At 63.2% G+C, this 20,149-nt stretch carries 19 protein-coding genes; 5 read left to right on the top strand and 14 right to left on the bottom strand.

Translation table 11 applies throughout. The features are described from left to right. Positions 1–98 precede the first annotated feature (98 nt). The gene (locus WI560_RS16970) at positions 99–791 is read right to left on the bottom strand and encodes a DUF1236 domain-containing protein (RefSeq protein ID WP_375304117.1); all 693 of its coding nucleotides are present in this window, start codon (positions 789–791) and stop codon (positions 99–101) included. A gap of 484 nt (positions 792–1,275) precedes the next feature. On the opposite strand from WI560_RS16970, the gene WI560_RS16965 reads away from it, so the two are divergent. Beyond that, the gene (locus WI560_RS16965) at positions 1,276–1,581 is read left to right on the top strand and encodes a GlsB/YeaQ/YmgE family stress response membrane protein (protein WP_375304116.1); all 306 of its coding nucleotides are present in this window, start codon (positions 1,276–1,278) and stop codon (positions 1,579–1,581) included. Positions 1,582–1,650: 69 nt separating this feature from the next. After that, a complete protein-coding gene (locus tag WI560_RS16960; RefSeq protein WP_375308856.1) occupies positions 1,651–1,887 on the top strand; it encodes a hypothetical protein in 237 nt (78 codons plus the stop codon). Positions 1,888–2,111: 224 nt separating this feature from the next. Here the strand turns inward: WI560_RS16960 and WI560_RS16955 are convergent, their stop codons facing one another. The 7 genes from WI560_RS16955 to WI560_RS16925 all read right to left on the bottom strand — a co-directional run bounded on the left by WI560_RS16955 (position 2,112) and on the right by WI560_RS16925 (position 10,593). Then, positions 2,112–2,609 carry a DUF421 domain-containing protein gene (locus tag WI560_RS16955; protein WP_375304115.1) on the bottom strand — a complete coding sequence of 166 codons (498 nt, stop codon included), beginning with the start codon at positions 2,607–2,609 and terminating at the stop codon, positions 2,112–2,114. Further along, positions 2,603–3,193: a hypothetical protein gene (locus WI560_RS16950; RefSeq protein ID WP_375304114.1), complete on the bottom strand. Its 591-nt coding sequence runs from the start codon at positions 3,191–3,193 to the stop codon at positions 2,603–2,605. Before WI560_RS16950 ends, WI560_RS16955 begins: the two co-directional genes overlap by 7 nt. A 139-nt stretch (positions 3,194–3,332) precedes the next feature. Then, complete coding sequence (locus WI560_RS16945; RefSeq protein WP_375304113.1) at positions 3,333–3,845, bottom strand: ParB N-terminal domain-containing protein; 513 nt, start codon at positions 3,843–3,845, stop codon at positions 3,333–3,335. Positions 3,846–3,980: 135 nt separating this feature from the next. Continuing rightward, a complete protein-coding gene (locus tag WI560_RS16940; RefSeq protein WP_375304112.1) occupies positions 3,981–4,928 on the bottom strand; it encodes a restriction endonuclease in 948 nt (315 codons plus the stop codon). Positions 4,929–5,085: 157 nt separating this feature from the next. Further along, positions 5,086–5,535: a hypothetical protein gene (locus WI560_RS16935; RefSeq protein ID WP_375304111.1), complete on the bottom strand. Its 450-nt coding sequence runs from the start codon at positions 5,533–5,535 to the stop codon at positions 5,086–5,088. A 271-nt stretch (positions 5,536–5,806) separates the two neighbouring features. After that, entirely contained in the window at positions 5,807–6,691 is an 885-nt protein-coding gene (locus WI560_RS16930; RefSeq protein ID WP_375304110.1) for a toll/interleukin-1 receptor domain-containing protein, read from the bottom strand. A 131-nt stretch (positions 6,692–6,822) separates the two neighbouring features. Then, a complete protein-coding gene (locus WI560_RS16925; protein WP_375304109.1) occupies positions 6,823–10,593 on the bottom strand; it encodes a vitamin B12-dependent ribonucleotide reductase in 3,771 nt (1,256 codons plus the stop codon). A 761-nt stretch (positions 10,594–11,354) separates the two neighbouring features. Between WI560_RS16925 and WI560_RS16920 the strand changes: the two genes are divergently transcribed. Further along, positions 11,355–12,251 (top strand): DMT family transporter, encoded by an 897-nt coding sequence (locus WI560_RS16920; protein ID WP_375304108.1) that lies wholly within the window; start codon positions 11,355–11,357, stop codon positions 12,249–12,251. Between the two features lie 49 nt (positions 12,252–12,300). On the opposite strand, the gene WI560_RS16915 is transcribed toward WI560_RS16920, so the two are convergent. The 3 genes from WI560_RS16915 to WI560_RS16905 form a co-directional block, all read right to left on the bottom strand. Beyond that, the gene (locus WI560_RS16915; RefSeq protein WP_375304107.1) at positions 12,301–14,541 is read right to left on the bottom strand and encodes a CHASE3 domain-containing protein; all 2,241 of its coding nucleotides are present in this window, start codon (positions 14,539–14,541) and stop codon (positions 12,301–12,303) included. Continuing rightward, the gene (locus tag WI560_RS16910; RefSeq protein WP_375304106.1) at positions 14,538–14,954 is read right to left on the bottom strand and encodes a response regulator; all 417 of its coding nucleotides are present in this window, start codon (positions 14,952–14,954) and stop codon (positions 14,538–14,540) included. The genes WI560_RS16915 and WI560_RS16910 overlap by 4 nt, the downstream gene beginning before the upstream one ends. A 245-nt stretch (positions 14,955–15,199) precedes the next feature. Continuing rightward, complete coding sequence (locus WI560_RS16905) at positions 15,200–15,925, bottom strand: BA14K family protein (RefSeq protein ID WP_375304105.1); 726 nt, start codon at positions 15,923–15,925, stop codon at positions 15,200–15,202. A 244-nt stretch (positions 15,926–16,169) separates the two neighbouring features. Here WI560_RS16905 and WI560_RS16900 point away from each other — a divergent pair, with 244 nt between their 5' ends. Beyond that, positions 16,170–16,577: an NADH:ubiquinone oxidoreductase subunit NDUFA12 gene (locus WI560_RS16900; RefSeq protein ID WP_375304104.1), complete on the top strand. Its 408-nt coding sequence runs from the start codon at positions 16,170–16,172 to the stop codon at positions 16,575–16,577. Between the two features lie 375 nt (positions 16,578–16,952). Here the strand turns inward: WI560_RS16900 and WI560_RS16895 are convergent, their stop codons facing one another. Beyond that, complete coding sequence (locus WI560_RS16895; protein WP_375304103.1) at positions 16,953–17,639, bottom strand: DJ-1/PfpI family protein; 687 nt, start codon at positions 17,637–17,639, stop codon at positions 16,953–16,955. Positions 17,640–17,733: 94 nt separating this feature from the next. Between WI560_RS16895 and WI560_RS16890 the strand changes: the two genes are divergently transcribed. Then, positions 17,734–18,672 carry a GlxA family transcriptional regulator gene (locus WI560_RS16890; RefSeq protein WP_375304102.1) on the top strand — a complete coding sequence of 313 codons (939 nt, stop codon included), beginning with the start codon at positions 17,734–17,736 and terminating at the stop codon, positions 18,670–18,672. Positions 18,673–18,754: 82 nt separating this feature from the next. Here the strand turns inward: WI560_RS16890 and WI560_RS16885 are convergent, their stop codons facing one another. After that, a complete protein-coding gene (locus tag WI560_RS16885) occupies positions 18,755–19,009 on the bottom strand; it encodes a PepSY domain-containing protein (RefSeq protein WP_028136685.1) in 255 nt (84 codons plus the stop codon). Positions 19,010–19,133: 124 nt separating this feature from the next. Beyond that, positions 19,134–20,141: a Na+-dependent transporter gene (locus WI560_RS16880; protein WP_375304101.1), complete on the bottom strand. Its 1,008-nt coding sequence runs from the start codon at positions 20,139–20,141 to the stop codon at positions 19,134–19,136. Positions 20,142–20,149: the final 8 nt, after the last annotated feature.

Raw genomic sequence — 20,149 nt, 5'->3', positions numbered from 1 at the left:
TCGGGTTGATCGGCGAGGTGAGGTGGATCGCCTCGGGCAGAACGACGAAAGGGCGGCTATCGGCCGCCCTTCCGGTTTGCGCGTGAGCCGTCGGATGTTCAGCCCTCGATGATATAGACGATCTCGTGGGTGTGCGGACGAAGGATGACGTACCTGCCGTTGACAAGGATGAACTCGTATCCGCGCCACTGCGGATAGATTTCGACGATACGGCTCGGCAACGCATGATAACGGACGCTTGTCGGGACGACGGTGCCGATCGATACGTTGAAGTTCACGTTGGTGACTTCCTCGACCTTCACCTGCTTGATGGCCGAAGTGATCTGGGTCCGCTTTTCGGCCGGAGGCGCGGCGACTGCCGCGGTCGCGGCATTGCCGGTGGTCTTGCCTTCCGGCGCGGCAGGCTTGCTCTCGGCGGTCGGCGTCTTCAGGTCCTTCGATGTGGTGGCGGAATCGGTCGCCTTGGTCTTCCCATCGGCCTTCATCTCGCCGGTCGCCTTGCTGTCGGCGGTCGACTTTGTTTCGGAAGGCGAATTCTTCACGTCCTTCGACGTGGTCGGCGGGGCCATTCCTTCCGCGGCCTTCGGCTTGCCGTCGACCTTTGCGTCACCGACGTGCTTTGCATCGGGCGCGCCCTTTGCGGCGGGCGCATTCATCGGTGCCGCGCTGTCAGCTTTCGGCGAAACGGCCGCGGGAGATTCCGCACCCTTGGCTCCGCCTTGAGCCATCGCAAGACCGGTCGCTGCAAACAGGGCTGCGACGGCGACCGAAGCCATCAAAGTATGCTTCATCTGATTTTTTCCAATTCAATTTGAATATTGATGCCGACGAAGGTCGGCCATGGAGAGCAAACGGGTCCGACCTGCGGAGGTTCCGTTTCTATTTATGGTTTAATGGCGATCGATGCCACGTTTCGAAAACACCCGCAAAAAGCTGGAAAATCAGTGACGTTCGCGGTGTCATTTCCGGCGCTGACTCGGGCGCAACGACATATTCAAATATAAGTTGTGTGCGGAGGAACCGTTGGCGCCTGCACCTGTTGAGCCGATGATCCGGTGCGCAGCCGGAGCGAACGTCCGGTCCTGAATCCCTGCAGCGACAAAAAGACCGTATTCGCCTTGCTGGAGCGGCTGAGGCACGAGGCCTTTGCACTCCGTAACGTACCAATCGGAAAAAACTGTCCGGACGGCGCGATGCGGCAATGCGATTCAGGTCGGCCGCAGATCGGCTTGCGCAGACCCACCGTCATTCGGACCAAACGATTGAGGTAGCAAAATGCATATGTCGAGCGAAAGTCTTTTGGTCATCCTGCTTGTAGGTCTCGTCGCTGGCTGGCTGGCGGGCCAGATCGTTCGCGGCACCGGCTTTGGGATCGTCGGTGATATCATTGTCGGAATCCTCGGCGCGTTTGTCGGCAGCTGGCTGTTGCCTCAGCTCGGCGTGCATCTTGGCAGCGGCATCATCAGTGCGATCGTCAACGCCACCATCGGCGCGGTGCTGCTGCTCCTCCTGGTCCGGCTGCTACGCGGCGGCGGTGGATGGGGAAGCAGCTGGCGCGGGAGCTGGGGGCGGCGCTGGTGACCCATGTTCAAAGCGCCATCGCGCGCCGGCGAGATGGGGGCGCGCGGTGACCTCCGGATTGGTGCCACCATGCTAGATTTTTCGAATGCATCGTTTTCGCCTGAAACGATCGACGTCATGAAAGCTGCGCTGGAGGCGGCGGTGGCGTCGCTGCCTGCCCCGGTCGGCTCCGCGCATGTACAGGCGATCGCGGAATCGATCCTCCGCACCGCGAAGGAGGGCGAGCGGGACCCCATGGTCCTGCAGCGCATGGCGTTGATGGAGCTTCAGATCTCGACGCGGTGTGATGCCGGCCCCCGAACTTGAGCGCTGGCGCCAGAACGAGCGCGAGAGCCTGCTCGATCTCTCCATGCGCGCGGTGGGATGGGGACGGCGTCGCCGGAGCAGGCGAAGGCGGCGTGAGGCGATCGGGTTGATCGGCGAGGAGAGGCAAAGTTCAGGATTCATTCTCGAGCGAGAGATGGCCGATCTCGGCCAAGGCGTTCGGATCTCCTGAATGGCTTTCCTCTCGGCCGCCGCGACCTCGCGCGTCACTTTTCCTTCTTTTTCACGCTGATGTTGCCGTCGCCTTCGATATAGGCCTCGATGACGTCCGCGGGGCTATCGACGCCTTCTTCCCGGAGCTTGCTCAGCAACTCATCCATCGTCACCAGCTCCTGTCGCAAATGGCGGCGAAGGACCTTTCCGTTCTTGATCAGAAGCAGCGGCGGGGGCCGAACAAGCCGCTCCACGAAGGGCACGTGATAGCCGAGCCAATCGATGGCAAAGTTCCAGAAGATAATGGTGGCAACGAGCACCAGGCCTTCCGTGATCGATCGGTATTCGCCTGCCATGCCGTTCTGTGCGGCGTCGGCCAGAAGCACGACGAGGAGCACATCCGGGATGCTGATTCCGCCGGTTTGCCGCTTCAGGATGAGGCGCATCAGCACGAAGATGCCGAAATACATGATGGTGCCCCGCACGAGCATTTCCATGAGCGAATGCGTCGGAGCAAAGATCTCGTGCCATGGCAGCTCGAAGTTCAACATGGGGCCTCGCATCTGGGATCTATCGGACGTGGTTGATTGGCCGCAGTCCAGCCCGGCGGAAGTGGCTCACTGTAGCCCTCCGCTCTGGAGTAAGAAGGGCCGTAGGCGAATTGCCCGGTCGCACCCTTGAAGCCCAGGATGTACCAGACCTCTATGAGATAGCCGCCGGTCCGGTCGCGATCCTCCGTTGCAAGCTGGGAGACCCGGCTCATGCCTTTCCCGATGAGGCGCGAGACCTCGCGCGCCTGAACGGGGCCGTCTGGCTGGGCGAGAACCGCGTCAATGACTCCGTTGACAGCGTCCGTTGCTCGCCTGCGTTCTTCGGGCGTTTCGGCGCCGGCATAGCCGAGGGGCGGAAAGCCATGAGGCTGAAATTTGGTCTCCCGCCTCAATCGCTCCAGCAGCGCGCGCTTCTCCGGCGTGAGCTGTACCACCTCGGCCGACGGCTCGGGAAACAGCTGGATGTATTTCCAGTAGACGAAGCCCCCGGCTGCGAGGACGCAGATGGCGAGAGCGCCGACGAAGAGGACGAGGAATTTCATTGAGCCAAGGTGGATTTGATCGACCCAATCGATAATGGCCAATATGGCCGAAAAGCCAGTTTAGCTCGTAGGATGGGTAGAGCGAAGCGAAACCCATCGATAGCAGTCGCGGAATGATGGGTTTCGCAAGGGGCTCAGCCCATCCATCCTACGAACGGCTTCTTTGGCAACAACCCGACCATCAATACCGGCTGCCGCTGCCCTTCTGCTGCGTGATCCAGTCCGACAATGATTTCGGTTTCGCTTTCACCATCCGGACGGGTGCGGCCTTCGGATTGTTGCGCAGGCCCTTCGTCGAACCTGCGCGCGGCGCTTGCGTCGCGTTGCCTCTCGAGGCCGCCGTCGATGCTTCCGCGGCTTCCTTCTCCAGGCGCAACTGTTTCAATCGCGCCATTTTGATGCGCTCTGCCTCGACTTCGGGTCGCTCCGCGAGCAGCGGCTTGGGTTGAGCATGCTCGGCCGGGACTAGAACGCCGAGAATGGTCGTCTCGCCGAGCGCCTTGCAGGCCTCTAACCGATGCAATCCCTCGACCAGAATGAGGCGGTCTCCGTCGAGCCGAACGGAAATGGGGGTCTGTTGTCCGATGTCCAGCATGCTTTCCGCGATCTCCGCGACGATCTCGGGCTTGATGGCCTTCTTCTGCTTCGTCTGAACGAAGATCTTCTCGATCGGGAAGCTTTCCGGTTTGGGCATAATTCGACTCCGCGTTTACCGGGCCCGTCCGAACCCATGCCGGCGGGGTTGGGAGTTTAGGAGGGAAAGGCTCGACCGCAAAGGCAATCTCAGTGGGGTATAGACCGAGTTGGGATCTATGGTTCCCTGTAGTAGTTACTCATCGCCCTCATCAAAATAGTCCAGATCAATTCTCTTTAGCTCAACTGTTCGTTCTATCCGGACCCCAACACCGTACTGAACCATAAGCCGAGCTAGTTCCTTACCGTCGATAAGGATTATTCTCTGGGGTACCTTCAAGGCGTATTCGATGGCTCCTCTTGAAAATGAGCTGGTCGTTACAAATACGCCTTTCGACGCGCCTTGTCCCACCAACGCTCCGGCAAATTGCTGGATACGCTCGCGTCCGATCGTATTGTCCGCGGCATATCTCTTTGCCTGGATGTAGACTACGTCGAGACCCAGCGGGTCTTCATTTACAACGCCATCTATACCCTCGTCGCCGCTTTTACCCAGTCTTTGAACTACGTTTGCTCTGGAGCCGCCGTAGCCCATAGCGACAATTAGGTCGACCACTAACCTCTCGAAAAAGCTCGGTGACAGCTCCCATATTCGATTTAAGAGTTGGCCTTTGAGGCTCTCAAGGATTTGAGTCTCTGCTTGCTGAACGGCTTCCTCAGGAGTGACCGAAGACTCACTGAAATCAACGTTGCTGACGTCTGGAGTGGAAGCCTCATTTTCCTCGACCCCGGCACTGGGCTTAGGCGCCTGGAATGCGATGAACTCGGGAAACTGCTTCAACACTTGCACACTGATTCGAGTTGGGTTTTCGGCAAGAAGCTTTGATCCGCGCTCAGTAATCTCAAAGTGAGATCGACGCGTCCGCTTAATCGCGCCAGCTTTGTCTAGATAGGTTCGTGCCCAATGCACTCTGTTCGCAAAAATCGGCTGCTTCCCGCTTGGCAATAGCTGACTTCGCTCTTCTGCAGTTAGCTTCAGCTGTTCTGCAATGCCATGGATAGCATCATTTATGTTCTGCTCGCGTCCATCAGATGCAAGCGCTAGCAGCGGGCGCATAAGTGATTGATAATCGGGAATGGACATCGAGCGACTTCTTCCTGATTCAACTATTCCGGATTTCGTCTATTCGGTGCAACCAATCATAGTTCCGCAGCGCGTAAGATGGGCTGAGCCTTTGCGAAACCCATCACCGTCTTAGTTGCGATGATGGGTGTCGTTCCGCTTTACCCATTCCACGAGCTCAGTCCGCAAGAAGGGCTGCAATGTCATCCTTTCCCACGCATTTTTTCTCGATAACTGCCATTGCCAACCGATCAACCTTTGCTCGGTGCAGTGAGATTAGATCAAACGCGCGTTCGCGCCCACGGTGCATCATTTCTAGCTGTTTGTCTTCCTCTCGGTCTTCCAGTAATTCCACCATCTTACCATAATCGCCCCAGCCGGCTCCGTGATGCGTAGGGGCATCGAACAGTCTCTGAGCCTCTAGACCAGCTGCACAGATAGCGATTTGATCGATGAGGTCGAGCGCTGGGTTGTACTCGATGTCAGCAGCGCCTTTAGCATCGTCAGCATTGATGGCTATCTCAACGCGCTCTACAGCCAATCCCAATGCCCAAGCTACAACGGCGTGCCCAGCCTCGTGGAATGCAGCGCCACGCTGATCTCTCTCTGATTTCGAATTCTCAGGCAAGCTTGTTCCCATGTCAGGAATTACGATGACAGTGTACTCAATCCAAATTTGCAGGCCAGTTATGTGCACTGTCACCGCAATCTAAAGGAAGATGCTTGTTCGAGCGGTGGCCTACGATATGGAAAGTTGGAGTCACATTTTGGAAAGGCGCGGGAGCGGACGCTAGTGGTCTAGATCGGTTTGGCTGCGCTTACCGGTCGGTCAGCTGGAGGTGCACCTTCTGTTTGCCGGCAAGGAGACGAAGGAGGTGGTTTATACCTTCCTGTCCGCCCTAGGTATTCTGCTCAGATTCGGCTTCATCCTTGGCGTCGGTTTCAATTTGAATATATGCATCAATCTCGGATGAAAGCGCAGTCAGATCGGCGGATAGACCTTTGCGTATAGTTCCAGACGAAACGCGTCTTTGCACTTGATTGATTGCTCGATCCACAGAGGTCTTGATGGCTGTTAGTTCGTCATTTTCGAATCCTCCTAAATCAAAAAATGTTTTGGCAAGCCCTACAAGCAGCTTGTGAATGCTGGTTTCATAATTTGCGCTTCCAAATATAGGTTGCGGCTTCGCCTCGACCGCGCTTGTTTTGGCGCTAGCCTCCGAGAGTTTTCGAGTTAGGAGTAGCAGCTCTTCAATTATATCTCGGTCGGATCGAACATCCTTGGTCGATTTCGAAGTCTTATGGTCATTCATCACTTTCGTGATCTGAGTCTCAAGGTCCGGCCACCATTTTTCAAAGACCGCGCTTGCAACGCTATCGGACAGCTTTTGTTCTGCAGCAGCGCCATTGATTGTGAAGAATAGCTTGCGAACGTCCTCCTTGAAAAATCTTGTCGCTTGAAATTGCGCGAGCGGTCCTTGCAGGTCTGTCTCCTCCAGATCAAAAATTACTGGGCAAACCTTTGCTCGATCGATTGTGGTAGAAATTGCCCCAGCTTCAAACATGATCCAATTGCTGGCCAGGTTGTCGCGGGTCAGAACCAAAACGCAAATTGACGATGCCGAAAGTTCCTTAAATATCTCGGTCGCCCACTTCGAACCCTTTTCTATATCTGCCGGTGTGAAATAAGGCTTGACGTATTGGAGTGCGCTAGGGAGCCAATTTCGAAAGGCTTCAGCGAGCTCTCGGCTCAATTCTCCCGACCAGCTCATGAATACCCGCATCACAACTCTCTTAATGCAATCAAAGAATGTGGCAGCCTAAACGGCAACCTGAAACGTGTAAAGAGGCGGCCTCTTGGCCGCCCCTTGTGGTGCCCGTGGCTAACGTTTGTTCGTCGGGACGCTCTACCGCGTCACGAACACCCCGTCGTGCTCCCGCAAGTATCGCACTTCATGCAGGTCCCATTCCGCACCAGCGTGAAGTTGCCGCACTCTGAGCACATCTCGCCCTCGTAGCCCTTGGCCTTCGCTTCGGCACGGCGCTCGGCCTTGGAGGGCACCGCAACCGCGGCGCTGCCGGCCTTGCTCCACTGCAGGGCTTCCAGCTTCTCCGTCGGGGAGAGGTCGTGCTGGACTTCCTGCTTCAGCGCGACGGCGCCTTCGAGGGCATCGCCGACACGGGCGCTCGCGCTGTGCGAGGCCATCGCCGTGACCTTGCTGCCGCCGCTAGGCGCGCTGTCGTTTCCTTGCGTGACCGCGGTTGAGCCGCCGCGCATCACGACCAGGTTGTCGGTGCGCGAGCGGGTGAGGCCGCGCGAGACCAGGCGGGTGGCGTGGTGGCCGCCGTCCTCGTCCGGCTCCTTGCCTTCATCGACGCCCTTGCCGAGCGCGTCGAAGCCGGTCTCGTTGGGGTCGACATGGGCGAGGTCGAAGCGCGACATGTAGCTCACCGCGAGCTCGCGGAAGACATAGTCGAGGATCGAGGTCGCGTACTTGATGCTGTCGTTGCCCTGCACGGGGCCCGCCGGCTCGAAGCGGGTGAAGGTGAAGGCGTCGACATATTCGTCCAGCGGCACGCCGTATTGCAGGCCGAGCGACACCGCGATGGCGAAGTTGTTGATGAAGGAGCGCAGCGCCGCGCCTTCCTTGTGCATGTCGATGAAGATCTCGCCGAGACGGCCGTCGTCGTACTCGCCGGTGCGCAAGTACACCTTGTGGCCGCCGACGACCGCCTTCTGGGTGTAGCCCTTGCGGCGGTCCGGCATCTTCTCGCGCTCGCGCATCACGATGATGCGCTCGACCAGCTTCTCGACGATCTTCTCCGAGACCTGGGCGGTGCGCGCCGCCATCGGCTTCTCGTAGAGATGGTCGACCGCGTCGTCCTCGTCCTCATCGTCGCTGATGAGCTGCGAGTTGAGCGGCTGGGAGAGCTTGGAGCCGTCGCGATAGAGCGCGTTGGCCTTCAGCGCGAGCTTCCACGACAGCATGTAGGCGGACTTGCAATCCTCCACCGTGGCGTCGTTCGGCATGTTGATGGTCTTGGAGATCGCACCCGAGATGAAGGGCTGAGCCGCCGCCATCATCCGGATGTGGCTCTCGACCGAGAGGTAGCGCTTGCCGATCTTGCCGCAGGGGTTGGCGCAGTCGAACACCGGATAGTGCTCGGCCTTGAGGTGCGGGGCGCCTTCCACCGTCATCGCGCCGCAGATATGGACGTTGGCCGCCTCGATCTCGCGCTTGGTGAAGCCGACGGCCTGGAGCAGGTCGAAGCCAGGGGCCGCGATCGCCTCGGCGCCGATGCCGAGCTGGTCGCGGATGAAGTCCTCGCCGAAGGTCCACTTGTTGAAGGCGAACTTGATGTCGAAGGCGGTCGGCAGCGCCTTCTCGACCTTGGCGATGGCTTCATCGGTGAAGCCCTTGGCCTTCAGGGTCGAGGCGTTGATGCCCGGCGCGTTGGAGAGCGAGCCGTGGCCGACGGCGTAGGCCTCGATCTCGGCGATCTCGGCTTCGCGATAGCCGAGCGCGCGCAGCGCTGCGGGGACCGCGCGGTTGATGATCTTGAAGTAGCCGCCGCCGGCGAGCTTCTTGAACTTGACCAGGGCGAAGTCGGGCTCGATGCCGGTGGTGTCGCAATCCATCACGAGGCCGATCGTGCCGGTCGGCGCGATCACCGTGGTCTGGGCGTTGCGATAGCCGTGCTGCTCGCCGAGCTGAAGCGCCGCATCCCAGGCCGCCTGGGCGTGGCTGACGAGATCTGCCTGCGGGCAGGAGACGAGGTCGAGCGGCACCGGGTTGACGCTGAGTGCCTCGTAGCCGTTGGACTGGCCATGGGCGGCGCGGCGGTGGTTGCGGATCACGCGCAGCATATGCGCCGCGTTCTTCTTGTAGCCGGGGAAGGTGCCGAGCTCGGAAGCAATCTCCGCCGAGGTCTTGTAGGTGATGCCGGTCATGACGGCGGTCAGGGCGCCGCACAGCGCGCGGCCTTCCTTGCTGTCGTAGGGCAGGCCCATGGTCATCAGGAGGCCGCCGATATTGGCGTAGCCGAGGCCGAGCGTGCGGAACTCGTAGGAGAGCTCGGCGATCGCCTTCGACGGGAATTGCGCCATCATCACCGAGATTTCGAGCACGATGGTCCAGAGCCGGCAGAGATGCTCATAGCCCTCGACGTCGAAGCGCTTGGTCTCGATGTTGTAGAACGTCAGCAGGTTGGCGGAGGCGAGGTTGCACGCCGTGTCGTCCAGGAACATGTATTCCGAGCACGGATTGGAGGCGCGGATGTCGCCGGACGCCTTGCAGGTGTGCCAGTCGTTCATGGTGGTGTTGAAGTGCAGGCCGGGATCGGCCGAGGCCCAGGCGGCGTAGCCGATCTTCTCCCAGAGGTCGCGCGCCTTCAGCGTCTTGGTGATCTTCTTCGTCGTGCGTCCGACGAGATTCCAGTCGCCGTCGGTCTCGACCGCGCGCAGGAAGTCGTCCCGCAGCGAGACCGAGTTGTTGGAGTTCTGGCCCGAGACCGTGAGGTAGGCTTCAGAGTCCCAGTCGGTGTCGTAGGTGTCGAACTGGATGTCCTTGTAGCCTTGCTTGGCGAACTGGATGACGCGCTTGATGTAATTGTCGGGCACCAGGCTGCGGCGGGCCAGCTTGATCTCGCGGCGGAGCGCCGGGTTCTTCTCGGGGTCGAAGCAATCATCGCCCGAGCCTTCGCAGTTGACGCAGGCCTTCAGCACCGCCTTGAGGTGCTTCTGGTTGATCTTGGATCCGGTGACGAGGGCGGCGACCTTCTGCTCCTCCTTCACCTTCCAGTCGATATAGGTCTCGATGTCGGGGTGATCGACGTCGACCACGACCATCTTGGCGGCGCGGCGCGTGGTGCCGCCGCTCTTGATCGCGCCGGCGGCGCGGTCGCCGATCTTGAGGAAGCTCATCAGGCCGCTGGAGCGGCCGCCGCCGGAGAGCTTCTCGCCTTCGCCGCGCAGGCGCGAGAAGTTGGAGCCGGTGCCGGAGCCGTATTTGAACAGGCGGGCCTCGCGGACCCAGAGGTCCATGATGCCGCCTTCGTTGACGAGGTCGTCACCGACGCCCTGGATGAAGCAGGCGTGCGGCTGCGGATGCTCGTAGGCGGATTTGGACTTGGTCAGCTTGCCGGTGAAGGGGTCGACGTAATAATGGCCCTGGCCGGGGCCGTCGATGCCATAGGCCCAGTGCAGGCCGGTGTTGAACCATTGCGGCGAGTTCGGCGCGACCATCTGCATCGCGAGCATGTAGCGCAGCTCGTCGTAGAAGGCCTGGGCGTCCTCGTCGGACGAGAAATACTTGCCCTTCCAGCCCCAATAGGTCCAGCAGCCGGCGAGGCGGTCGAACACCTGCTTGGCGCTGAGCTCGCTGACATAGCGCTCCTTCTCAGGGAGAGCGGCGAGGGCCTCGGTGTCGGGCACGGAGCGCCACAGGAAGGAGGGGACGGATTCCTCCTCGACCTTCTTCAGGCGCGCGGCAACGCCGGCTTTGCGGAAATATTTCTGGGCGAGCACGTCGGAGGCGACCTGCGACCATTCCGTGGGGACCTCGACATTGTCGAGCTTGAACACGACCGAGCCGTCGGGATTCCTGATCTCCGACGTGGTCAGCCGGAAATCGATCCCGGCGTAAGGTGACTGTCCCTGGGTGGTGTGGCGCCGCTCAATCCGCATCGTCTTGCCCCGTCCTTAAGTTTTGACCGGTCCCGCCTCCGTTCAGGCGTGCCGGTCGACATTTCGTTCGCGGCGCCTTCGGCCGTTCGGCCTTGGAGCTCCGCAGTTCAGCCGGTGGACCCGGCCCTTGTTCTCCCGACGCGATGGCTGGTGCGCGCACCTGACATCCCGCCTGCCTGTCCAGGCCCCTCCGCCCCCAAGGGGATGAGCCCGACACGCGTTCAACGCCCCACCGTCACGACGTCTTTCCTTGCCATCCGAGCCTGTCGCCGGCCCATTCTGGCGCCCGAAGAGCCCGCCTTTCGCGGGCAGACAAGCCCTCATCCGCTGCCTTTGGCTGGCCTGGCGGAGTGCCGATTTGCGAGACCCTTTGGGGGAGTGCCGGCGGGACGCAAACTCACTCGCGCCGAACGGATCGAAAGCTAGGACTCTCCGCTGCGCCCGTCAAGAACTAGTGCGGGTTCCTGAATCAAATACTAAATATGGTGGATTGTGGGGGATAACAGGGGTCTTGGCCGCGCCTGCTGTGGAGACAAGTATCAGTGAGTCCTCACGGATTCCCAACTGAAAAAATTTGTATCTGATCATGCTGCGCAGGCTTCATCCCGCTGTTCACAGGGCAGGTATATTTTTGGGCGGAGGGATTGCGTCAGCAGGACTCACGTAGCCCTACGGAAGGTGAGGGCAGGCATGCCCGCCGAGATGGTGGCTTGGGCGGCGAATCCGCGCCAAGCTGAGCTCGATTTTGCCGGATACCCCACATGCTTGATTCGACTCGTCGGGATGCGCGGCCGCGCATCGCCCCGGCCGGCCTGATGTTCCTCGCCATCACCTCGATCGGCTGGGGCTTCAACTGGCCGGTGACGAAATTCCTGCTCGCCGAGCTGCCGCCGCTGACCTTGCGCGGGGTCACCGGCGTGCTCGGCGCCGTGCTGCTGGCGGCGCTGGCGGTGATGCGCCGACAGAGCCTGCATGTGGACGCCGCGACCTGGCCGCGCCTCGTCACCTCCGCCGCGCTCAACGTCACCGGCTGGATGGTGCTGATGGGCCTGGCGCTGCTCTGGCTGCCGGCGAGCGAGGCGGCGCTGATCGCCTACACCATGCCGGTCTGGGCCTCGATCATCGCCTGGCCGGTGCTGGGCGAGCGGCCGACGCTGCTGCGCACGCTCGGGCTGGTGATGGCCTTCGTCGGCCTGGCCTCGATCATGGGCGGCAACGGCATCGCCGCCAGCGTCGAGAAGCTGCCGGGCATCATCATGGCGCTGGGCGGCGCGTTCGGCTTCGCCGTCGGCACGGTGTTCTCCAAGAAGTATCCGATCCACCTGCCGCCGATCGCGGCCGCGGCCTGGCAGATCGGGATCGGCTGCCTGCCGATCTCGATCATCGGCCTCCTGGTCGAGACCACGCATCTGGACAAGGTCACGCCGCTCGGCTGGTGGCTGCTGGTCTACTCGACCGTGGTGCAGTTCTGCATCGCCTATGTCAGCTGGTTCGCCGCATTGGCGCGGCTGCCGGCCTCGGTCGCCGCGATCGGCACCATGGCGGTGCCTGTCATCGGCGTCGTCGCCTCGGCGATCGCGCTGGGCGAGCCGCTCGGCGCAGGGCAGATCGCCGCGCTGATCTTCACGCTGGCGGCGGTGGTGCTGGCGACGCGCTAGCTTTTTGTTTGAGCATGATCTTGCCGGAAAACCGCTGCGCACTTCCGGATCATGCGCCCAGCGCCTTCCGGATCATCTCGGCGAGCTGGTTGCGCCGGTAGGGCTTGGTCAGCAGCATCACGCCGTCGTCGAGCTTGCCGTGATGGACGATGGCGTTGTCGGTGTAGCCGGAGGTATAGAGCACCTTCACACCCGGCCGCAGCCTGGCCACCTCGTCGGCGAGCTCGCGCCCGCTCATGCCGCCGGGGATGACGACGTCGGTGAAGAGCAGGTCGAAGGTCTGGCCGGCCGCGATCAGGTCCAGCGCGGTCTTGCCGTCGGGCGCGGCGATGGTCTTGTAGCCGAGGCCCTGCAGCTGCGCGGTGACGAAATTGCGCACCAGCGGATCGTCCTCGACGACGAAGATGGTCTCGGCGCCGCCCTCGGCCGGCGGCGCGGCGGCGACCGCGACCTCCGCCGTGCCTTCGCCCGGCGGCAGATAGAGCTTGATCGTGGTGCCGTGGCCTTCCTCGCTGTAGATCTTGATGTGGCCGCCGGACTGCTTGACGAAGCCGTAGACCATGGAGAGGCCAAGACCCGATCCTTTGCCGACCTCCTTGGTGGTGAAGAAGGGCTCGAACGCCTTGTGCTGGGTCTCCAGGGACATGCCGGTGCCGGTGTCGCTGACCGCGAGCATGATGTAGGGGCCGGCGGTCACGTCCGCATGGGCCTGGGCATAGGCCTCGTCCAGCACGACGCGGTGGGTCTCCAGCAGCAGCTTGCCGCCGTTCGGCATGGCGTCGCGCGCGTTGATGGCCATGTTGAGCACGGCATTGGTGAGCCGGGACGGGTCGATATGCGCGGTCATCGGCCCCTGTTCCAGCACGGTCTCGATCTGGATCTGCTCGCCGAGGGTGGGGCGCAGCAGCTTGGCGATGTCCGCGATCGCGGCGTTGATCTCGACGTTGCGCGGCTGCAGCGGCTGCCGGCGCGCAAAGGCGAGCAGATGCTGGATCAGCTCGGCGCAGCGCTCGGCCGCATCGTCGATCAGCCGCGCCACGCGCTGCAGCTCGGGCTGCTGCTTCAGGCTTTCCACCAGCGTCTCGGTGTTGCCGGAGATCACGGTCAGCATGTTGTTGAAGTCGTGCGCGACGCCGCCGGTCAGCTTGCCGATCGCGTCCAGCTTCTGCGACTGGTACAGCTGCCGCTCGGTCTCGCGCGACATGGTGGCGTCGTGATAGACCAGCACCGCGCCGGAGATCTCGCCGTGCCCGTCCAGCATCGGCCGGCCGCTGACCATGAGATGACGGGGCGGGTTGCCGCTGTGCGGGCGGACGATCATCTCGAGGTCCTCGAACTTCTCGCCCCGCAGCACGCGCACCGATGGCAGCTCGTCGGCCTGCATCGGCGTGACGCCGTCGCCGTGGAAGACGTCCGACAGCGCCCGCAGATTGCGCAGGTTCATGCCGGTGCGATGCAGCAGCATGCGCCCCGCGGCCGGATTGGACAGCAGCACGTTGCCGTCGGCATCGATCACCAGCACCGCCTCCGCCATGCTGTCGAACGTGCTTTGCAGCACGTTGACCGACAGGCGCAGCTCGTCATGCGCGGTCACCAGATGCTGCGTGCGATCGGCCACCGCCGCCGCCAGCGCGTCCTTGGCGGCCGAGGTCTCGCTCAGCGTGCTTTGGAGCTGCACCGTGGCGCGCCGGCTCTCGCGCATCACCAGCGCGACCAGCAGCAGGATCAGCACGGCGCCCGCGACATCGATGCCGAGCAGCACGACTCCCGTGCGGCGCGAATCCTGGGAGCGCGCGGCGAGCAGGCGTTCCTCCTCCGCGCTCAATCGGTCGAGGTTGCCAATCACCGTGTCCATGAGACCGCGGCCCTCGGCCCTGCCGTTGAGCGCGGCAATGCCGGCCTGGTCGTTCGCCGCGCGCAGCCGCATCGCCTCGGCCGCGATCTCGACCCGGCGGAGCGCCAGCGGTTCGGTGCCCTCCAGCAGCGCGACCTGATCGGGATTGTCGCGCACGCCGCGCTTGAGGTCGGCCAGCGCCGGCGCGATCTGGGCCTGCACCGCCTGGAACTCGGCGCTGAAGCCGGGAGTGCGGTAGAGCTCGTAGCCGCGCGCGGCGCTCTCGGCGCGGCGCAACAGCACGCGCAGATCAGAGATCTTCTTCTGGACCTGAACCGTCTGATTGACCCAGGCCGCATCCGAGCGGGATTTGACGTCGAGGGCGATCGAGGCCGCGGTGATGATCAGGAGGATGGCAAGTCCGGCACCCAGAATGACGCGCTGCGTTGGAATCAAGGGGCTTCTTTCTTGTCCTTCGGCTGCGCGCTCTCGCTCGCGAGGCATTCCCGGATCGCGGTCAGCAACGCGTCCGGCGTGAACGGTTTGCGCAGGCAGCGCGTCGCGCCGAGCTCCAGCGCCATGCGGAGGAAATCGGGAGAGGGCGAGGCGGATGACGCGAAGGCGTAGCCGGACATCGCGATCAGCGGAGTTGCCGGTGCGCGCTCGTGAAAGATGCGGATCGACTCGAAGCCGCGCATGTGCGGCATGAAGATGTCGACCAGCATCACGTCGAAGGTCTGCGTTTCCAGCGCGGCCAGTCCAGTTTCACCACCGTCGGTCAGCGTGACGTCGAAGCCCTGACGTTGGAGGAGGACCTCGATGGTCGCGCCGACCATCGGATCGTCATCAACCACGAGAATACGCGGCATGACACTTCCCAGTAGATCGAAGTCCCCACTGGGATTGGTGATATCCGCGAATCGTGTGTCGGGTCAATTTTGGATTGGGTCCGGGTAGATATGCACGGTGCGGTGCATACAGGTCCATTTACATGCAATTGTACACATCATCGCCGGCGATGGGCTCGCTGGAGGCGACATCACGAAGATGTGCCCGATGCACGGAAAAGGCGTCGCAGTGCTGCGACGCCTTCCGTTACGCGAGGCTCGAGTGGTTACGGGCAGGGATGCCGCCGGCCGTCATAACCGAGATAGGTGCCCGAAGCCGGGTCATAAGACCTGTAGCGCTGTGCGCAATAGGCTGAGGAATCGCCGCCGCCCGGGACCACCGCGACCGTCGGTTCGTCATAATAGCTGTCGTAGTAATAGGGGTCGCCGTAATAGCCATAGTTGCTGCCGTAATAGGCGTATGAGCCCAGGCCGCCGATCGCCGCGCCGGTCGCGAAGCCCGGCCAGAAGCCGCCGCGATGATGGTGATGGTGCCGGCCTCCGCCGCTCCAATGATTTCCGCCGCTCCAGCTGCCGCCGCGGTTTTGCCAGGTGCCGCCGTTGGCGGCTGCGAAGTTGCGGGCTGCGCCACCGGTGAAGGACGTGCCGCCGCTCGGGCGAACCGCTGCACCGGCTGCGAACGTGTCGCCGCCGGAACGTGCCGCGGCACCCGCGGCGAAACCGCCGCCACCGCCGTGCATCGCGGCGCCGCCGCCCATCCGGGCTCCACCGCCCATGCCGCCGCCGCCGACATGCGCACCGCCGCCGCCACCGCCGACTTGCACGCCAGCACCGCCGCCACCTCCGTGCATCGCGGCGCCGCCGCCCATCCGGGCTCCACCGCCCATGCCGCCACCGGCACCTGCTGCGCGATCCTGCGCGAAGCTCGGTGAGGTCATGGGTAGAACGAGCGCCAGCGTAGCGGCTGCGCTCAAAACTTTCAGATTGTTCATGGTAAAACTCCTTTCCCGGAAGCAAACCCTATGAAAGAGCTATGGTTCCTGGGATCACGCGGGTTTGCGCGTCAAAGGAAGCCTCGCGCGCGGTCGCTGTACCCGGCATGAACGTATCGCGTCCGATTTGCGGCAACGGCCTGGGTCGCCGCTGCCCATGTGCCGAGGGCAGCAGCGCGCCGCCGAACTGGACATTTCGCCGGCCGGATGGCATCAGGGCCCGACGAAGCAGGGCCCTTGCCGCATGAAACAATTCTTCCTCAAGTTCTTCACCTGGTGGAATGGCCAGACCTTTGGCACCCAACTCTGGACCAAACGGTACGGGGAGCTGGTCGGCCAGGATGAGCAGGGCAATCTCTACTATCGCACCCGCGGCGGGGCGATCGATCCGGCGCTCGGCTTTGAGCGGCGCTGGGTGATCTATAACGGCTATGCCGAGGCGAGCCGGATCCCGCCGTCATGGCACGGCTGGATTCATCACACCGTCGATGTGCCGCCGACCGAGGACAATTACCAGCCGCGCGAGTGGGAGAAGCCGCACCAGCCGAATCTCACCGGCACGGCCAAGGCCTATCGTCCCTCGGGATCGACCCTCGCCAGCGGCAAGCGTCCGAAGGCGACCGGCGACTATCAGCCCTGGACCCCTGGCTAGTCCTTCAGCCCGCGATCTTCATCGTTCAATTGGATGCACCCGCATCCGCCTCACGCCGCTGTGGACAACGGGAACAGCGGGGATGGCGTCTGCGCGGACGTTGCAGCCGCGCAAGCGATGCGGCTCAATGAGCCCATCTTACGGAGATGGGAGACCATTGCGTTCGGTTCGGGCAACAGTTCGCGACTGTCCCGAGATGCAGCGGCCGCCGAGTAGGACTCGATCGGGAGATAGGCCCCCGGTCTGGAAGCTCCGACATCGCCCGATGTGAATGTGCAGCCGCCGTAAGACAGGAAAGGCCGCTTGGGAAACCGAGCGGCCTTTTTCTGTTGTTGTCGCCATGACGCGTCCGGGACACGAGAGCATCGACGCGTGCTACACGACCCGCTCGGCCGCGCGCTTCACTGCCTCCAGCCGCCGCGCGTGGTTTTGCGCGCCGCGCTCGCGGAGCAGGGCCATCACCTCGGCCGGCGCCGTATCGGGCGAGCCGGAATTGAAGGGCGGAGCCGGGTTGTATTCCATCTGGAGCTGGATCGCTTGCGCGGTGGTGCGATCGATCAGGATCGACACCAGCGTCAGCGCGAAATCGATGCCGGCGGTGACGCCGCCGCCGGTGATGCGGTTGCGGTCGATGCAGACGCGCGTCTTTGTTGGCGTCGCGCCGAACTGGGCGAGCATCTCCATCGCGCTCCAATGGGTCGCGGCGCGGTAGCCCTTGAGCAGGCCGGCGGCGCCGAGCGCCAGCGATCCCGTGCAGACGGAGGTCACGTATCTTGCGCCCTCGGCCTGCCGGCGCAGGAAGTCGAGCACCTCGTCATCGCCCAGCAGGTCGTTGGTGCCGCCGCCGCCGGGCACGCAGATCACGTCGAGCTGCGGGCAGTCGGCGAATGTCGTGGTCGGCGTCAGCGTCAGCACGGAATCGCTCGGCACCGGCTCGATCCGCTTCCAGATCAAGTGCAGCTTTGCGCCGGGCACCATGGAAAACACCTGCAAGGGGCCGGTGAAATCGAGCTGGGTCACGCGCGGGAATATCAGAAGTCCGATCTGGAGCGGGGACGACATCGGCGGATCCTCCAAAGATGAGCTTGACGGGCGAAGAATGGCATGCTGCCTTCGTGTCCGAAATGGCATAATTCCCACTATTTCGGACAGAGCTATGATCGGCATCCTGATCTTCCCGGATTTCCAGCTGCTCGATGCGGCCGGCCCGATCTCGGTGTTCGAGGTCGCGGCACGCTGCGCCGGCAAGCCACTTGCGCTGCGGGTGCTGGCGCTGAATGCGGGACCGGTGCGCAGCTCGTCAGGCGTCGAAATGATGGCGCGCGATTTCAAGGCGGCGAATGCGATCACCACGCTGGTGATCGCGGGCGGCGTCGGGGTTGCGGATGCCGCGCGCTGCGAGGCCACGCGGGCCTTCGTGCAGCGGCTGGCGCGGCGCGGCGTGCGGGTCGCGAGCGTCTGCTCGGGCGCCTATGTGCTGGCTGAAGCGGGTCTGCTCGACGGCCGCCACGCCACCACGCATTGGGGGCGGACGCGCGACTTCGTCGCGCGCTATCCGAAGGTGAAGTTCGAGCCCGACCAGATCTTCACCCGCGACGGCAATGTCTGGACCTCGGCCGGCATCACCGCGGGCATCGACCTCGCGCTCGCGATGGTCACCGAAGACCATGGCGAGGAGGTCGCGCGGGCCGCCGCGCGGCAGCTCGTGCTCTATCATCGCCGCAGCGGCGGCCAGTCGCAGTTTTCCTCGCTGCTGGAGCTGAAGGCGCCGAACGGCCGCTTCGGCGCGCTGTTGTCCTGGGCCCGTGAAAATCTCGACGCGCCGCTGACGGTGGAGGATCTCGCCGACCGCGCCGGCATGAGCGCACGGCATTTCGCCCGCGCCTTCGCCGCCGAGACCGGCACGACGCCATCCAAGGCGATCGAGCGGCTTCGGCTCGAGGTCGCGCGCGAGCGCGTGCAGTCCTCGCGCGAGGGCATCGAGCTCGTCGCGGAGGCGACCGGCTTTCGCGATCCCGAGCGCATGCGCCGCGCCTTCATCCGCGCCTTCGGCCAGCCGCCGCAGGCGCTGCGGCGTGCGGCGCGGGCGGGCTAGGGCGTGTACTCCTGAACTCGGTGCGCCCCGCGGAATGGCCACGTCCGCAGCCATGTCTGGCAGCCACATCGAGCAGAGACGCCTAGCGATCCGGCTTTTCGCTCACGATGGCGCCGGACTTGGGGTCGGCATGGAATTCCATCTTCTGTCCGTTCTTGACGCCTTCGCCCTCCCATCGGCCGTCGTCGGCTTCAAGCTTGGTCACCTGCGAATAGCCGGATTCCATGACCTTGGCCTTGACCTGCTCCATCGGCATCCAGTCAGGCCCGGGTTGATCTGCTCTTGCTGCCGAGGCCATGGCGAGCGAGCCGAGAACCAGGATTGTGGCAAACTTCATCGCGAACCTCCTTGCGGTGAGAGGCTTCAACGGGATCGCCGAATTGAGGTTCCTCGACTGCGGCGGTGCAAATGAGGGAACAGCCGTGGCTCACCTCGACATCCCAGAATTGATGAGGGCATCCCTATGGGGTGCCCTTTGCCGGCACGCGGCGGGATGCATCTGCGCGCGCGGTCAGGCGCCGTGCGATCGGCATCAGGATGTACGGCGCAAGATGAATGGGAAACTGCGTCAGTGCGAAATAGAGCCAGGTCGTTGGCGGCAGCACCCCGGCGGTGGCTGCCAGCATCAGGCCGAGATTGCGCTGCGACACCATCAGTCCCAGTGCCAGCGCGCGCTCGGTGCCGACGCGGCGGAATAGCAGCGTGGTGATGGCGAGCAGGGTGAAGTAGATCGCGAAGGACAGGGCAGCGAGGCTGATGGTGAGAAGCGGCTGCGCCAGGAGGTCGCTCACGACGTCGCCCATGATCGCCGCGGCGAAGATGAAGAGGATGATGATGTTGAGACCGTCGATCGGCGTCTTGTGACGCTGGATCGCCTCCGCGCCGAAGATCCACCGGATGGCTGTCGCGGCCAGCAGCGATGCGGCGAGGATGCCCAGCAGTTTCAGGCCGAGTGTGAGCGGCGTGATGCTGAGCATGTCACCGAGGAAGAGGCCGGCGAACAGGGAGGCCGTGAAGGGCACCAGCGCGGTCGAGGTCACCAGCGTGATCAGCACGAGCGTGGCATCGAGCCCCATCAGCGCGGCAAGGGCAGGCGAGGCCATCATCGGCGAGGCCATGCTCTGCAGCATCAGTGCGAGCGACAGCCCGGGCGCGCGAGCCGTGAGGCCGGTTGCATGCGCGATTAGGCCGACGATCAGCGGCACGCCGATCGTGGTCCAGGCCGTGGCGGTCGCAACCAGCGCCGGTCGGCGCAGATGGCTGTAGAGCGCGGCCAGATCTACCCGCATGAAGGAGATGCAGAGCAGGCAGAGGATCGCCTCGGTGAGATAGGGACGCAGCAATGCGCCGAGCGGCGGCACCGCGGCCGCGATGAACACGATGGCGGCGACCCCGCGCGTGCCCTGGCTGCCCAGCCAGGTCAGGACGCGCAGCGGCAGGGCGGCGATGGTTTGGAGCGGAGAAGCCATGCGGAACG

It is taken from the genome of Bradyrhizobium sp. A11, from assembly GCF_042077125.1.
In the GTDB taxonomy this organism is placed as follows: domain Bacteria; phylum Pseudomonadota; class Alphaproteobacteria; order Rhizobiales; family Xanthobacteraceae; genus Bradyrhizobium; species Bradyrhizobium japonicum_B.
This window is presented reverse-complemented; position numbering and strand designations above follow the sequence as displayed.

What these genes read in the sequence shown, in the direction of transcription:
- WI560_RS16970 (WP_375304117.1), bottom strand. Translation starts at nt 791, where the DNA reads ATGAAGCATACTTTGATGGCTTCGGTCGCCGTCGCAGCCCTGTTTGCA.
- WI560_RS16895 (WP_375304103.1), bottom strand. Translation starts at nt 17,639, where the DNA reads ATGTCGTCCCCGCTCCAGATCGGACTTCTGATATTCCCGCGCGTGACC.
- WI560_RS16910 (WP_375304106.1), bottom strand. Translation starts at nt 14,954, where the DNA reads ATGCCGCGTATTCTCGTGGTTGATGACGATCCGATGGTCGGCGCGACC.
- WI560_RS16955 (WP_375304115.1), bottom strand. Translation starts at nt 2,609, where the DNA reads ATGTTGAACTTCGAGCTGCCATGGCACGAGATCTTTGCTCCGACGCAT.
- WI560_RS16905 (WP_375304105.1), bottom strand. Translation starts at nt 15,925, where the DNA reads ATGAACAATCTGAAAGTTTTGAGCGCAGCCGCTACGCTGGCGCTCGTT.
- WI560_RS16945 (WP_375304113.1), bottom strand. Translation starts at nt 3,845, where the DNA reads ATGCCCAAACCGGAAAGCTTCCCGATCGAGAAGATCTTCGTTCAGACG.
- WI560_RS16960 (WP_375308856.1), top strand. Translation starts at nt 1,651, where the DNA reads ATGCTAGATTTTTCGAATGCATCGTTTTCGCCTGAAACGATCGACGTC.
- WI560_RS16880 (WP_375304101.1), bottom strand. Translation starts at nt 20,141, where the DNA reads ATGGCTTCTCCGCTCCAAACCATCGCCGCCCTGCCGCTGCGCGTCCTG.
- WI560_RS16940 (WP_375304112.1), bottom strand. Translation starts at nt 4,928, where the DNA reads ATGTCCATTCCCGATTATCAATCACTTATGCGCCCGCTGCTAGCGCTT.
- WI560_RS16890 (WP_375304102.1), top strand. Translation starts at nt 17,734, where the DNA reads ATGATCGGCATCCTGATCTTCCCGGATTTCCAGCTGCTCGATGCGGCC.
- WI560_RS16930 (WP_375304110.1), bottom strand. Translation starts at nt 6,691, where the DNA reads ATGCGGGTATTCATGAGCTGGTCGGGAGAATTGAGCCGAGAGCTCGCT.
- WI560_RS16900 (WP_375304104.1), top strand. Translation starts at nt 16,170, where the DNA reads ATGAAACAATTCTTCCTCAAGTTCTTCACCTGGTGGAATGGCCAGACC.
- WI560_RS16965 (WP_375304116.1), top strand. Translation starts at nt 1,276, where the DNA reads ATGCATATGTCGAGCGAAAGTCTTTTGGTCATCCTGCTTGTAGGTCTC.
- WI560_RS16920 (WP_375304108.1), top strand. Translation starts at nt 11,355, where the DNA reads ATGCTTGATTCGACTCGTCGGGATGCGCGGCCGCGCATCGCCCCGGCC.
- WI560_RS16885 (WP_028136685.1), bottom strand. Translation starts at nt 19,009, where the DNA reads ATGAAGTTTGCCACAATCCTGGTTCTCGGCTCGCTCGCCATGGCCTCG.
- WI560_RS16925 (WP_375304109.1), bottom strand. Translation starts at nt 10,593, where the DNA reads ATGCGGATTGAGCGGCGCCACACCACCCAGGGACAGTCACCTTACGCC.